Origin of the sequence: Sinobacterium caligoides (genome assembly GCF_003752585.1) — a bacterium.
Classification (GTDB): domain Bacteria; phylum Pseudomonadota; class Gammaproteobacteria; order Pseudomonadales; family Sinobacteriaceae; genus Sinobacterium; species Sinobacterium caligoides.
Window position 1 is genome coordinate 28,066 of the sequence record NZ_RKHR01000004.1, and the last position, 14,095, is coordinate 42,160.

Consider the following 14,095-nt stretch of genomic DNA (forward strand, 5'->3'; position numbering starts at 1 on the left):
TATATTGATTTATGAGCCGTTAACACTAACAATGCCGCTATTGTAAACCAGTCTCTTCAATCACTATATCAAGGTCGCTATCGATGCTTTCACAAACAATGATCGATTCACTGAACAAGCAAATCAACCTAGAGTTCTACTCTTCTAATCTTTACCTGCAAATGAGCGCTTGGTGTGAAGATCAAGGCTACGAAGGTGCAGCACTGTTCATGCGTGCCCACGCCGATGAAGAGATGGGACACATGCGCCGTCTATTCACCTACATTAGTGAAACTGGTGGCATGCCAATATTAGGCTCTATTGAAGCCGCTCCCAGCCAGTTCGAGTCACTGAGCAATCTCTTTCAGCTCACTTATGAGCACGAGTGTATGATCACGCAAGAGATCAATGACTTAGCGCACACAGCTTTCACTAGCCGTGATTATTCAACGTTTAACTTCCTGCAGTGGTATGTCTCCGAACAGCATGAAGAAGAGAAGCTCTTCAAGTCAATCGTCGACAAAATAGCCCTAGTCGGCGAAGACGGAAAGGCGCTATTCCTTGTCGATAAAGACCTAGCGGAACTTGCCAGCTCTGGTAGTGATAGCATCATGACCGCAGCCTAAACTAAAGTCCTGCAAGCTTTAAAGCGACAAAAACGGCTGCTTCTGCAGCCGTTTTTGTTTTTGCTAGTAGCCAATACTAGCGAATATGATCATTATATGCCCAGTGCCTGACAGCGACTGAGAAGGATATTATTAACATTTGTCTGCAGCTGCTCGATCCTTCGTCCACGCTCGCATTCCCACTTCGTCACCGGATATTGCTTATCCCAGGCCGACATCATTTGTCGCTGCCTCCTACTCATATTATACCTAGGGTAAGCCTGTTCCATGTAAAGGTAGCTTCTGGCAATAACACCACGTGAGGCTTCTGGTGGCTGCACCTTACGCTTGTTGATGCGCATATCACAACTGCCGAAACGGCTATTAATCGTCGGCAGCATTTCAAAATTATAGTTAGAGCGCGTTGCATTGACAGCTCCCACTGCTGGATAGAGGTTATACATATCCGCTTGCATATACCGATACTCTTCACTCATCTTCGAAGCACACTTCCGCCCTTTGAATAACTTCCCTTTACTATTGACACACTGCGCATCTCCCTCACGCCATTCACTAAAACTGCGACCAAAGTTCTCCGCGGGAACCACGTGCTCCCACTCTACTCGTGTTGCGCGCTTGCGATGTTTTATCGTAGTAAATCCTTTTGGTAATTTAATATTTTTCTTCGAATCAAAGGGCGCATCACAATATATAGTCCGCCGCTCCGCCGAGCGCTTATAAATCTCCCTCTCAAGGCTCTTCTTGGCTTTATTAAATGATTGATTAACAGTGTTACCATGTCCAGCCATGGCTAATGGTGTGGAAACGCTAAAGACAACAACTATTAAAGATAACAATGATACACGGGGTTTAACTACCTTCTGTCCAGCCATACAACTTCTAATCGCTATAATAGATAAAAAATCATATTATAACGAAATATATATAGCGCGATAAGAGATAGCGTGACTAGATCACATTTGAAAGAATTAGCTAATCATCGTCGTAGAGCTACAACGATAAGAGCTTAAAGATAGCAGGGGTTAGAGACCGTCAAGATCCCCTTTATTCGCTATATCTGCTCGCTCCCTGATCAACAGATAATCCTCATATAAATTCTCTAAATTAAATAGGCTACGCCCTGCATCATCAACATGCGGCCAAAATACCGCATACAACTCTGCCTGTGGATTAAATAAATACAGTGACATACCATGACTAACATTATAGCTATTTTCCGGGCCATCGTTGGATATTACAACCTTCATAGCTAAACTACGCTCAAACGCAGCCTTGCTCCCATCCGAATCCACTCCTTCTGGCGCCCTCAATCCGACTATATCCGCACCAAAATGGGCAACAAATCTCGCCATCTTTTCCACGCTATCACGCTCTGGGTCAACACTATAAAAAAGCACACCTACATCATCATACTCCTCGCGATCAACAAGACGTTGCTTAAGGCTTTTTATCACTGCTAATGACGATGGGCAAAGATCAGGACAATGTATGAAACCATAAGAAAGTATGTTCCAACGTCCTAATAAATCTGCGTGGTCGAAACGATTACCCCGGTGATCTTCGAGAGTAAATTGCTGTAAACTCATCGGAGATGAAAGAAGGCGCCCGCTACTTAATGACAAGGGCGAAGATGACAACACATTCATTAGGGGGGCAGAAAGCAGCAGCAAAAAAATGATCATAGCGAGCGTAATAAGTGCTGTTTCTCTACCAAGCATAACTCCCCCTAATGACAAGATAAGAATGAGCTATCAACAGTAATAGCGATAGTTCGTCCCTACGAGAAACTTATATTCGTTAAGGAGATGCGAGGAACAGTAAACGGTTTACGAAAGTATAATCTGCCTCAATCGCCATCATGCCGATAAAGATAACGATGGCTAGCAATGGCAAAATCAACATGACTTTTACCGCTAACCGCTCCCACTTAACATGCATAAATACAATCACAATCAAGCCGGCCTTTAACAGCATAAAAAATAATATTAACGTCCACCTCAAGCCGCCTTGCAAGTGGTAATAGTCAACCAAATATGACAGGGTGCTCAAAAAAAACAATAGCACCCAAACCTTTAAATAAAGGCCTATCGAATGCTGTTTCGCAACCCGTTCTGGTTGGCTAGACATTTTTCACCTCACTGTTACCAGAGATAAAAGAGCGCAAAAATAAATACCCATACTAAATCGACAAAATGCCAATATAGACCAACTATTTCTACGATAGAATAACCCTTTTCTTCATAATGGCCTGTCGCAACTCTTCTTGCGACAAAAAGCAAATAGAGAACCCCAGCACTGACATGTAATCCATGAAAGCCCGTGATCATAAAAAAGGTCGCACCAAACTGCTCTGCGCCCATTGGGTTACTCCATGGGCGAACCCCCTCATCCACAATAAGCTTCGACCACTCAAAAACTTGCATACCTACAAAAGAAGCGCCTAAAAGTGCCGTCACTAACATCAAGACAGTTGTTTTCTTACGGTCACCACGATAGGCATAGTTAACTGCCATCGCCATACTGCCGCTACTACTAATTAAGATGAATGTCATGATAGCAATCAACAGCAATGGGATATGCTGCCCCGCAACCAACAAAGAGAATACCTCGCTGCTCTGTGGCCAAGGAGCAACGGTCGACATACGCACATTCATATAACCAATAAGAAAAACACTAAAAATAAAGGTATCACTCAGCAAAAAGACCCACATCATCAACTTGCCCCACGGCATGTTGAAAACTCGGCGATCTGCAGACCAGTCCTCTACGACGCCTGGCCACCCCTCTTCTTTCGCAGGCGGTGATGCCTCATCACTATCTTCAATATTCATGCGAGCTCCTAAAAACCACACCAGGCAGCAATTCTATTGTAAGTCTCGGGATCGGCTGTTAACAGAGTAAATAGAAATAGCCACAACAGTAAGAGATAATGCCAATACCAAGCACACAATTTTAATTTTAATGACAATACTTCACGACCTTCCGCATGCCCGGTAAGAAACAGCACGCGCAGCAAAGCCAGCAGCCCCCCAATTAAGTGCAAGGCATGCAACGCTGTTAATAAATAAAAATAACTATTTGCAGGGTTAGATTCAATAAAAAAACCCTGCCCTATTAAGAGCAACCAAACCTGCCACTGGCCGAGTACAAATAACAATGTACAGAAGATAGCAGCACACAATAAGAACAACAGTTCCCCCTCCGCGGCCACTAATGCGCGCCTTGCTGTCAGATGTAAGAGCAAGCTCGCGAGCATGAGTAGCCCGCAATTCACCCACAACAGAAAAGAGTCACTCAACGGCGACCACGGATCTGCTGCCAAAGCTTGAAAGTCGCCATACTGCGAGCGCGATAAATAAGTAATCGTCAAGAGGAAAAACACGACACTAACGACAGTGATAAAGAACATTAACGCAGTACGAGCAGATCTAAACCATTGACCATCAGTACTCTGATTCGCCGCTATCGACTGATCGAGCCAAGGCTTTTCAAATAACGCTTTAAATATCAGCACCTGTCGCCTCCATTATTAACCTTCGGCCTTCATCTGTGCTCCCCCCATCATACTGCCATCGTCCATCTCAACCTCCTCACGCGGTAGGTTTTGCGGTATAAAGTCAGCCTTCACCCCTGGGACACTATAATCATAGGCCCATCGATACACGATAGGAGAGGCTACCCCCCAGTTTCCATGCCGCGGTGGAGTAAACTCAGTCTGCCACTCCAACGTTGTCGCCCCCCATGGATTAGCACCTGCCTTACGCCCCCTTGATAAGCTATAAATGATATTAACGATAAATATTAGCTGCGCTAGACCAACAATTAATGCTGAAACAGTAATATTGGCATTCAAGGCAGCAGCCGAGTCGGGAATAAAATCCGTTGCCCCCATAGCATAGTAACGACGTGGCACACCAAGAAAGCCTAGGTAGTGCATCGGTAAATATATTGCGTAAGCCCCTAAAAAAGTGATCCAGAAATGAACTTTGCCTAGACCAGCATGCAAAAACCTACCACTAACCTTAGGAAACCAGTGATAAAGTGCCGCAAATAGCACCATAACCGGGGAAACGCCCATAACCATATGAAAATGCGCTACGACAAAGTATGTATCAGACAAGGGCAGGTCAACAACCACATTACCAAGGAACAAGCCTGTCAGCCCGCCATGCGTAAAGGTAAATATAAAACCGATAGAAAACAACATTGGAGTTGTTAAATGAATATTGCCCTGCCACAAAGTCAGTACCCAGTTATACACTTTCAAGGCAGTTGGCACCGCTATAATTAGCGTCGTCGTAGCAAAAAAGAAACCAAAATAGGGGTTCATACCGCTCACATACATATGGTGTGCCCAGACAACGAAACTCAAGCCACCAATAGCAACAATAGCCCAAACCATCATACGGTAACCAAAGATATTTTTTCTCGCATGCACGGAGATAATGTCTGAAACCATACCGAAAGCAGGGAGAGCTACAATATAGACTTCTGGGTGACCAAAAAACCAAAACAAGTGCTGAAACAGCACGGGACTACCACCACTATAATCCAGAGATTCTCCAAGTGACACGATGGCAGGCATAAAGAAACTCGTTCCTAGCGTCTTATCTAACATCATCATAATGGCACTAACCAATAGCGCAGGGAATGCTAACAGGCCTAGAATAGTCGCAACAAAAATACCCCAGATGGTTAACGGCATTCGCATTAAAGTCATCCCTTCGGTGCGAGCCTGCAAAACCGTTGTGACATAATTAAGCCCTCCCATGGTAAAGGCAACGATAAAAACAGCCAACGATAGCAACATAAACACAATCCCAAGATCATTACCCGGCGTACCGGGTAATATTGCCTGCGGAGGGTATAGTGTCCATCCTGCACCAGAGGGCCCCCCCGTGACGAAAAATCCAGCCACGAGAATTATTACTGCTAATAAATATGTCCAGTAGCTCAGCATATTCAGGAAGGGAAAAACCATATCCCTGGCACCAATCATCAGCGGTATTAAATAGTTGCCAAAACCACCAAGCAATAAAGCAGTCAGCAGGTAAATCACCATAATCATGCCGTGCATAGTGACAAACTGTAGGTATGCACTGGGCTCTATAAACGAGAAAGTATTAGGAAAGCCTAATTGCAGTCTCATCATTCCCGATAAGACAAGCGCTATTAGCCCGACCATTATCGCAGTGATCGAGTATTGAATAGCGATCACCTTATGATCTTGGCTCCAAATGTATTTTGCTGCGAAGCTTTTATGAGTATTGGCGTCATCGCTGCTACTGCGCACCGGCTTATCGCTCATCTCACCTCCCCGACATTAACCGCGTCATTTGGTAAAAGGACAACCTTCTTTCTTGACTGCTGTACAGAAAAAACATCTTCATCCTTTGTGACGACAGGCAGTGTTGTAATATAGGCCACCACATCGTTGATCGATTCTATCGTTCGCAATGTCTGAGCCATCAGCACCATTTGATGCCCAAAGACATCGCCCTCTTGACTCCCTCTAACGCCGTTTTTAAAATGCAGAAGCTGTCGTTTAAGGTAGTCACCATGCTGACCGGATAGTCTCGGTGCTCGCAAGGCTACCCGCCCCTCGCCTGTACGACCATGACAGTCACTGCAATTACGGAATAAAGAACGTCCCTTAGCGATATCTCCAGGGCTATGTAACACAGCGGCCTGCGTTGGCAACGAGCTGATATAGGCCGACACATCATTGATATCTTTCTCCGCCGTCAATATTGCTGCCATCGCTGCCATCTGCCGCCCATAACTGTCTCGCTCATCATTACCGCGAATATGCTGACGATAATAGCGAAGCTGCCTCTTCAAATAAGCTACCGACTGGCCTGCTAATTGTGGCGCCATCAGCGCAGGATTGCCCTCACCTCTTTCCCCGTGGCACGCCATACATGCCGCATATATCAGTTGCCCTTTCTCTCTATCGGCATCCCTCTCAGCAAACACTTGACGGCGATACTGTGCAAATGTCGGTTGCTCACTTAGCCAGCGCCGATACCCCTCTTCTGAATCAACGACAATGTGTCCACGCATTGTATAGTGAGCCATACCACATAACTCTTCACACAACAGCTCAAAGCGCCCTAAGCGAGTCGGTGTAAACCACAGGTAGGTGGATATGCCGGGCACCAAATCCATCTTCACGCGAAACTGTGGCACAGCAAAGTTATGCAATACATCCTTAGAGCGTAATAGCACCTTCACCGGCTGACCGAGCAATACGTGCAACTCGTTACTCAAAATAAGCACATCGTCTTGACCGTTGGCATCCTCTTCATCAATACCAAACGGATTACTCTCATCGATAAAGGCAATAGCTGTCTTACCGAGCAAACCATCCTTTCCCGGAAGCCGAAACCCCCAGTGCCATTGCTGCCCAAGCGCCTCAACAACTTTTGCCTCTTTAGGTACACTGACAAACTGCTGCCAAACCCATAAGCCCGGCGCCAACATGACAGCAATGCCCAGAGCTGTGATAACGGTTAGCCAACCTTCTAGTTTTTTATTCTCAGGCTCATAGTGCGACCGACGCGCTTTATTAAAGCGAAACTTATATACGACATAGGCAAGAAAACAATTAACTGCAACAAAGACAACGCCCGTCACCCAAAGTGTAATGTTAATCGTGTCATCAATGGCGCCCCAGTTTGAGGCTATCGGCGTCAACCACCACGGGCTAAGGTAGTGAAATATGAGCGATACGAATACTAGCAACAGAATCACAATGGCTATCGCCATGGTATCCTTCCTCTAGGCCTGCGTAGAAATAAGCAGCTAAACGTTATCCTGCCCTGTGCCACAATAAAGTGATAAAGGCAGAAAATTTATTGCCAGCTGAGGGTTAATAAAAAAATTATGGGGAGATAAAAATCATTTATTTCTCAGCTTCTATTAACATAGACTACTATAGCGAATACCTCCTCATCACCTGGGCGCATTTATCCAAGTCAAGGTTCTCTATATACAATATAAAACCTCTTGTTAAAAATACTAAGGGCTAATAAATTACAGGAATCATAGTGGCTGATCTTCTTTATAGTGTTTTTAGATACTCAATCATTGACAGGCACTGCTGCTCACTAAACGCCTCTCCTATGACGCCGTTGTCCTGCTGATAATAGGGTTTATCAGGGCGGTACTGCTCACTAAAGACATGCCCGGTATTACGGTTCCCCGAAATCATCGTATCAAGAATAAAAAATCCATCCTCATCGTAGTGCTCATTACGAGTAAGTGTTCGTTGACCACGCTCAGCAATGTCTTTCGGCTGCATTAGCCCCACGCTCTTCTCATCAAAGCGCAGCCCTCCTAGCTGAACAAACCTTGGCCGCTCACCACCCGCCGGGCATAACAAGTCACGTAACGACGCCACTGAACCGTTATGTAGATAAGGTGCCGTTGCCCAGATACCGTCAAGCGGTCGAGCTTTATATTGCATCTTCGCCTGTAAACAGTTGGGCCGCTCCCCAGACCACTTTAATTTTAACTCAGGGTCTGTAATTACCTCACGGCGATACCAAGCCTCAATTGTCTGCTCAACCAGCGAACCTAATGCGAGCGCAAAGCTGATATTGCCACCGTCATTCAAGGTAAAAAATACATTCTCACCTTTTTTACGCTCCCACCAGGGCTGCTCAACTTCTCCCACCAACAATGTTGCCGGCTCTGGTGTGCACAGTTGATGTTTAAGGCCGAGAGCTGGCAACTGCTCCATCGCACCTACCTTTTCGGTACCTGCCGTATCAACATTTCGCTCGACTAACACCCTTGCCGTTTCAGCATCCGTACCCAACTGAGCTGTTTCAATCATTTTCAACTGTAAAACGCTATGATTTGTAACCTTCAATCGCCCGTCTTGACGATAACGAATAGGCGAAAAGTACTCTTCATTCCAGAGACTAGGATCAGACAGCACCGGCAAATGACATTCTTGGCAGCGTTCAATATAAAGCTGCCTTCCCTCTGCCAGCTTTTCTTCATCTATATCGCCCAACGGCCATCGCGGATGCCGCAAGCCACTAAAGCCCTTCTCCTTGCTGGGCTCAGCTCCCGACAAGCGTTGCTCAATCCAGATGATGTTATCCATAGCCACTGACGAGTCGAAGCGGTTTTCTGCCATCGATGATGTCACGTCTTGGTAGGCCCCCACCCCCAATGCCTCACCAACATTACGCACCAGCGGTTGCATAATAGAGCCATTATATTGCGCCCAGTTGAACCAAGACGTTGTCCATATGTGCGGAAAATTGACTGGAGCTACAATAGGTTGGTAATTAAAGGGACGATGAATATTACGCGAAAAAACCTTATTGCCAATACGATTCAAGGCATCCAGCCGACCAAAACCTTCTTCCACCTGAATAATATCTTTAGTTGTTTTTAACTCGCCGACAACTGCCACCAGCTGTCGGGCTAATGCCAATCGAGTCGCCGGGCGATCTTGTTGCTTTAACACCTTAGACGCAAAGCGCTCGAAGCGCGCACTACCGTAAGGGTACAGTTTGCTCGACAACGCCGTCTGACCCAAAGCTGCGCCAATGCTTTGCCTCAACAGACCTAAATCAACATTGCTACCGGCCCCTTCGATGACGAACTCAACACGTCCATTACCATCATCTGCAACAATATGGCCGGTATGGCAGGCCGCACAAGTGAAACCTACCGCCTCTGTCCGAAGCTCCAACCCTGGCAGTCGCTGTGAGGAAACCTTGGCAAAGCCTATCGGTAAGCCATCGGGGTTATGCTCAACATGTTCTGGACTGCGAATAAAACCTAAGCGGAGCAAGTAGTCATCGGCAGCTAGACGCGGCTGCTCAGCCCACAGTAACGAAAACGGTGAGTCTGCCGCTACCTCTAAGTGAATAAACCAATCATAGGGTATCGGTAACGAACGAGTACCTTGGCTAAGGTGGTGGTAACGGCGAGTATTCACGTTGGCCTGGTCAGGTTCATGATTCCAATTTTGCTCCAGCCAACGCTGTTCGATCCAAGCGCCATCCTCTGCCACCACATCCAAGGCAGGCAATCGCGGCGGCGTTAACCCCTGGATCACAGCCTGCGTAGCATCGCTACGATAATAAATAAAAGCTAACACAACGAAAGTAAATAATACGACGACTAATAACAGACAACACAGTCTGCTGTAATTAGCTGCTTGAACGCCACTCATCCTAAGCTCCAACACTGAATCCCTATCATTCTTCTTATTCTATTACGCGGCACTTGGCCGCATTATCACCACTATCTTTTGGCGTTAGAATGCCACGGGCAAGTCTAGCCCATCTTCACACGGAGGCAAACTAGCCAAGGCAATTTAAAAGCACTATATTGGCTTCTCACGGTCGGTTGATGAACTCGACCCCTCCTGCCATAGATTCACTGCTAGGTTAGCTATGAAACTTGATCGAACCGACAAAAAAATCCTTCAGCTGATGCAAAGTAGTGGTCGTATCTCAAATCTTGAGCTAGCCGATAAGGTTGGGCTTTCTGCCTCCCCTTGCTCTCGACGCGTCAAGCAGCTCGAAGACAGCGGTTTCATCGACCGACATGTCACACTATTGGACAGTAATAAACTCGGGCTCAAGCTAACTGCAATGGTGAGCATTAGCATGGACAAACATACGCCTGAACGCTTCGAAAACTTCGAGCAACATATCCATCAATACCCCGAAGTGATTGAATGCGCACTAATTACCGGCCAATCTGCCGACTATCTACTCAAAGTTGTCGTGCCTGATATGGACTTTTACCAACAATTTCTACTGGGCAAGCTGACACGTATTGAAGGGGTCACCGGCGTACAATCTAGCTTCGTCATGCGCAAAATAAAGTCGACGACTGAACTTCCCCTCGATCACGTCACATAAAACAGCAGCCCCTAGAGCTTTAGCTCGTCGCCAGTAAAAAATGTGTTCGCGCGGTAGCAATGGGCTTGTCTCGTGTCTGCTGCCAAGTCGTAATACTAACGTTCACCACCTTGCGCCCCTGGCGGACCAAAACACACTCGGCAAAACTATCCTCATTGCGCCCTGGACGCAGGTAATCCAATGAGAAATCGACAACTTTTGGCGTATACGGCGTCTTCACTTTAAACATCACACAGAGTTGTGCCGCGACTTCCATAAAGCCACCAATAACACCGCCATGGATTGCCGGCAACATCGGGTTACCAATATTGTCCTCGCTGGCAGGCAGATGAAATAACATCTCATCCCCCATTTGAATACAGCGGACTCCCAACAGTTTGGCATAGGGTGACTGATCAATTAGCTTATTAATATCGCCTTCGGACAAAGCTTCGAGGATCGCAGTAGAGGCAGCAGAAAGAGCGCTCATGACTTGGCCTCCCCTGCGGCTTCTAGGTGTTTATAATCAGCACGCATAAAGGTGGCAGATGTGTGCGCAATAGGCCGCTCCTCCTCCCCGGGGTGATAAGCGATGCCTCTGCAAAACAGCAGCTCATTCGTGTCTCGATACACTTCCGCCGCCCCAATAATGTCTAAACCCGGTGTTGCTGCTCCCATATAATCGATACGCAAGTCGAGAGTCGGACATATCGCCTGGCCTTCAACGCCTAACATCGCCGCAAAGCCACAAGCACTATCCATTAACGTTGTTAATGTCCCACCGTGAACCACGCCAGATTTGGGATCGCCGACCATCTCTTTCAAATAAGGCATGCGTAATACCAGCAAACCAAAATCGGCATCTTCCACTGTCATTCCAAGCACCATACAGTGACGTATATGGGGGAATAACTCCTCTATCATCTGCCTATATTTATTCATCTTTTACTTCCGTCATACATCAGCTTCAACCATCTATAGCGACAAAGCCACACAGTCGAGCAAATACAGATCTATTGTTTAATGACACTTAGCATAGTGACAACACTCGCAAATGTATACAGAGACAACACTAGGTGAAAGCGTTCATGGTGTTTTCCGTGCCATTCTAGCCTACAATAGCCCAATCAAACCGCTGTCTGAGTGTTTAAAAATGCCTAAAAGATTAACGACTAGTCCTATAAACAGGCGCCGCCTAGCGCCGATCTGCTTAGCTTCTGCAATAACACTATTAGGTACTGGCTGCGCTGATTATAGCTTTACGGTTAACGATAATGTGGTTTACACCCCCCCCACACTGTTCAGTGATTTTACCGTCAGCGACCCACAGTTAAAAAATTGTCTACAGCAAAATATTATCGATCAACAAGTTACTGCTGCCGAGCAGCTCACTACACTCAGTTGTAGCAACGCGAATATCCATGACCTTGCGGGAATAGAACAGTTCACCCAACTACAACAGGTCAACCTTAACAACAATGCCATTGCCGACATAGCACCTCTTGGTCAGCTTAAGGAACTGACGCTTTTGCTGCTTAACAGTAATGAAATAGTGAGCATAAGACGCTTACTACAGCTGAAAAAACTCGATCGTCTCGAAGTCAAAGACAACCCCAACCTAACTTGCCAGAAGGCTTGGCCCAAGCAAGTAACAACTCTACGTCTCCCCGAGCAATGTGACTAACACTGTATCAGTGCAAGAACATTAGCCCCATCCCTTGACCTTGGTGCCTAACGACCTGCACAGGGATAGTCTCGCCATGACCGCCCGTCATCCGTACTGTGATTTCGGCTCTTAGTGGCGGCAGGGGGTGCCTGCCCGTACGAACAAACAAGCCACCCTCGGAAATATCAGTCGCCTCTGCAATGTAATCACCGTAACCCGGTATACACACTTCAACACTTGCCTTAAACGGTCTCCGTATATCGCGCCTACGCTCACTCATAGTGCCCCCCTGAATTAACACGATTAAATTATTTACAACCGCAACCTTGCCTACAACTCTCTACGTAGCTCACTCTCAATAATACTGAGCTTGAGTAGTTCCTTTAGCATAGCCAAAGGCAACGCTCTCTGCTCTGCAGCTGTTTGATCGCAAGAAAAGCTCAAGTCAACCACTACGCACTTTGCATTAGGGTTTTAAATAGGGTGAAATGTAGCCTATCCATCGTCACTTATTGATTATCATGTCCGCACAACCATTTAAACAAACGCTATACGACGTCATCTTCGGCACCAACACGCCCGCCGGACGCCGATTTGATGTCCTTCTTATCAACGTCATCATCGCCAGCGTTCTGTTGATCATGATTGACTCAATACCGACGCTCAACAAACAGTATCACAGCTATTTTTACCTGCTGGAGTGGCTCTTCACTCTATTGTTTCTCGTAGAGTATCTTGCAAGACTATACTGCTCCCCCTTCAGAAAAGCGTATATTTTTAGTTTCTATGGCATCATAGATTTACTGTCTATTTTACCGAGTTTTATTGGCCTATTCATTCCAGGTGCCCAACACCTCACCATATTAAGATTAATACGCGTACTCAGAGTGTTTCGGGTGTTAAAACTCATGCGTCATGTCGATGAGGCTGACACCTTAATGATGGCGATTACGCGCTCCCGCCGAAAAATATTTGTCTTCTTTACCTCTGTGCTGATCACCACCGTTATATTCGGCTCATTACTCTTCGTCATCGAAGGCCCCGAGCACGGTTTCACATCAATACCTAAAAGCGTTTACTGGGCTATTGTCACCATCACGACAGTCGGTTATGGCGACATCTCACCACAAACCCCTCTCGGTCAAGCGCTAGCCTCTCTGATTATGATCACAGGCTACGCTATCATTGCTGTTCCCACCGGCATTATCACCGCAGAGCTCAGCCAAGAGATTCATATCAAGCGCAGTCATTCCATGTGTCCAAACTGCAACCGGGGCGGCCACGAAAGCGACGCTGAGTACTGCAAACACTGCGGCAGCGCTTTGAACATCTTGCGTGATAAAGATGATCAGTAATGATAATAACTTGAGGGGGCATTAAACGATAACGAACAGGTTATCTATAATAGGAGGCGGCAACTGGCTCTATATTAGGCTGTCTTGCGAATATAGTAGAAGTATTTGCCATTTTCTGCCTTCGACGATAACAGCTCATGGCCGAGGAAATTACAAAACTTGGGAACATCACGCTCCGTCGACGGGTCTGTAGCGATGACCTCCAACACTGCTCCACCCGCCATATCACGCACCTGGTTGTGTAGCATCATTACTGGTTCTGGACAATAGAGTCCACAGGCGTCCATTGTTACATCTATCTCAAAACTCATCGCCAATATTCCCATTTATCTCATTAAACGCTTGCTGGTTAATCACGTTGACCGTCTCAGTTTCGGCATCGAATACAATATTTGCCTCACCAGCTTCGAGCGAACTGCGTAGCTGCAATTTACGCTGCTCTAGTGACATCGCTACCGCACCGTAATCGGTCCCCTCACGAGTCACAATCTCATCAAGCAAAGCATCGAGAGCATCACTCGACAGTTGTTGGTAGGGTATCTTCACATCGGCCTCAGGAGTAACAGCTTACCAATCATTATACGCAATATTTGT

At 46.4% G+C, this 14,095-nt stretch carries 17 protein-coding genes; 4 read left to right on the forward strand and 13 right to left on the reverse strand.

What is annotated here, in order from left to right; genetic code table 11:
* The first annotated feature begins 83 nt into the window (after positions 1 to 83).
* Complete coding sequence (gene ftnA, locus EDC56_RS06860; RefSeq protein WP_123711821.1) at positions 84 to 605, forward strand: non-heme ferritin; 522 nt, start codon at positions 84 to 86, stop codon at positions 603 to 605.
* Positions 606 to 697: 92 nt separating this feature from the next.
* Here ftnA and EDC56_RS06865 read toward each other — a convergent pair whose 3' ends face one another.
* The 8 genes from EDC56_RS06865 to EDC56_RS06900 all read right to left on the reverse strand — a co-directional run bounded on the left by EDC56_RS06865 (position 698) and on the right by EDC56_RS06900 (position 9,804).
* Positions 698 to 1,477, reverse strand: a complete 780-nt coding sequence (locus EDC56_RS06865) for an endonuclease (protein ID WP_123711822.1) — start codon at positions 1,475 to 1,477, stop codon at positions 698 to 700.
* 150 nt (positions 1,478 to 1,627) lie between these two features.
* Positions 1,628 to 2,323: an SCO family protein gene (locus tag EDC56_RS06870; protein WP_123711823.1), complete on the reverse strand. Its 696-nt coding sequence runs from the start codon at positions 2,321 to 2,323 to the stop codon at positions 1,628 to 1,630.
* A gap of 79 nt (positions 2,324 to 2,402) precedes the next feature.
* On the reverse strand, positions 2,403 to 2,732 hold the full coding sequence (locus EDC56_RS06875; RefSeq protein WP_123711824.1) for a cytochrome C oxidase subunit IV family protein: 330 nt from the start codon (positions 2,730 to 2,732) through the stop codon (positions 2,403 to 2,405).
* Positions 2,733 to 2,746: 14 nt separating this feature from the next.
* On the reverse strand, positions 2,747 to 3,436 hold the full coding sequence (locus EDC56_RS06880; protein ID WP_123711825.1) for a heme-copper oxidase subunit III family protein: 690 nt from the start codon (positions 3,434 to 3,436) through the stop codon (positions 2,747 to 2,749).
* A gap of 8 nt (positions 3,437 to 3,444) precedes the next feature.
* Entirely contained in the window at positions 3,445 to 4,119 is a 675-nt protein-coding gene (locus tag EDC56_RS06885) for a cytochrome c oxidase subunit 3 (RefSeq protein WP_123711826.1), read from the reverse strand.
* A gap of 15 nt (positions 4,120 to 4,134) precedes the next feature.
* Complete coding sequence (locus EDC56_RS06890; protein ID WP_123711827.1) at positions 4,135 to 5,913, reverse strand: cytochrome c oxidase subunit I; 1,779 nt, start codon at positions 5,911 to 5,913, stop codon at positions 4,135 to 4,137.
* The gene (locus tag EDC56_RS06895) at positions 5,910 to 7,373 is read right to left on the reverse strand and encodes a c-type cytochrome (protein ID WP_123711828.1); all 1,464 of its coding nucleotides are present in this window, start codon (positions 7,371 to 7,373) and stop codon (positions 5,910 to 5,912) included. The genes EDC56_RS06890 and EDC56_RS06895 overlap by 4 nt, the downstream gene beginning before the upstream one ends.
* A 295-nt stretch (positions 7,374 to 7,668) precedes the next feature.
* A complete protein-coding gene (locus EDC56_RS06900) occupies positions 7,669 to 9,804 on the reverse strand; it encodes a di-heme-cytochrome C peroxidase (RefSeq protein ID WP_123711829.1) in 2,136 nt (711 codons plus the stop codon).
* A gap of 223 nt (positions 9,805 to 10,027) precedes the next feature.
* Here EDC56_RS06900 and EDC56_RS06905 point away from each other — a divergent pair, with 223 nt between their 5' ends.
* Positions 10,028 to 10,501, forward strand: a complete 474-nt coding sequence (locus EDC56_RS06905; protein ID WP_123711830.1) for an Lrp/AsnC family transcriptional regulator — start codon at positions 10,028 to 10,030, stop codon at positions 10,499 to 10,501.
* 19 nt (positions 10,502 to 10,520) lie between these two features.
* On the opposite strand, the gene EDC56_RS06910 is transcribed toward EDC56_RS06905, so the two are convergent.
* Together EDC56_RS06910 and EDC56_RS06915 are read right to left on the reverse strand one after the other, a co-directional pair.
* Positions 10,521 to 10,970 (reverse strand): PaaI family thioesterase, encoded by a 450-nt coding sequence (locus EDC56_RS06910; protein WP_123711831.1) that lies wholly within the window; start codon positions 10,968 to 10,970, stop codon positions 10,521 to 10,523.
* A complete protein-coding gene (locus EDC56_RS06915; protein ID WP_123711832.1) occupies positions 10,967 to 11,422 on the reverse strand; it encodes a PaaI family thioesterase in 456 nt (151 codons plus the stop codon). The genes EDC56_RS06910 and EDC56_RS06915 overlap by 4 nt, the downstream gene beginning before the upstream one ends.
* A gap of 211 nt (positions 11,423 to 11,633) precedes the next feature.
* Between EDC56_RS06915 and EDC56_RS06920 the strand changes: the two genes are divergently transcribed.
* Positions 11,634 to 12,164, forward strand: coding sequence for a leucine-rich repeat domain-containing protein (locus EDC56_RS06920; RefSeq protein WP_162844113.1), 531 nt, complete (start codon positions 11,634 to 11,636; stop codon positions 12,162 to 12,164).
* Positions 12,165 to 12,171: 7 nt separating this feature from the next.
* Here the strand turns inward: EDC56_RS06920 and EDC56_RS06925 are convergent, their stop codons facing one another.
* Positions 12,172 to 12,426, reverse strand: coding sequence for a PilZ domain-containing protein (locus EDC56_RS06925; RefSeq protein ID WP_123711834.1), 255 nt, complete (start codon positions 12,424 to 12,426; stop codon positions 12,172 to 12,174).
* Positions 12,427 to 12,667: 241 nt separating this feature from the next.
* Here EDC56_RS06925 and EDC56_RS06930 point away from each other — a divergent pair, with 241 nt between their 5' ends.
* On the forward strand, positions 12,668 to 13,501 hold the full coding sequence (locus EDC56_RS06930) for an ion transporter (RefSeq protein ID WP_123711835.1): 834 nt from the start codon (positions 12,668 to 12,670) through the stop codon (positions 13,499 to 13,501).
* A gap of 74 nt (positions 13,502 to 13,575) precedes the next feature.
* Here the strand turns inward: EDC56_RS06930 and tusA are convergent, their stop codons facing one another.
* Together tusA and EDC56_RS06940 are read right to left on the reverse strand one after the other, a co-directional pair.
* The gene (tusA, locus tag EDC56_RS06935) at positions 13,576 to 13,812 is read right to left on the reverse strand and encodes a sulfurtransferase TusA (RefSeq protein WP_123711836.1); all 237 of its coding nucleotides are present in this window, start codon (positions 13,810 to 13,812) and stop codon (positions 13,576 to 13,578) included.
* Positions 13,802 to 14,047 (reverse strand): YheU family protein, encoded by a 246-nt coding sequence (locus EDC56_RS06940; RefSeq protein ID WP_123711837.1) that lies wholly within the window; start codon positions 14,045 to 14,047, stop codon positions 13,802 to 13,804. Before EDC56_RS06940 ends, tusA begins: the two co-directional genes overlap by 11 nt.
* Positions 14,048 to 14,095: the final 48 nt, after the last annotated feature.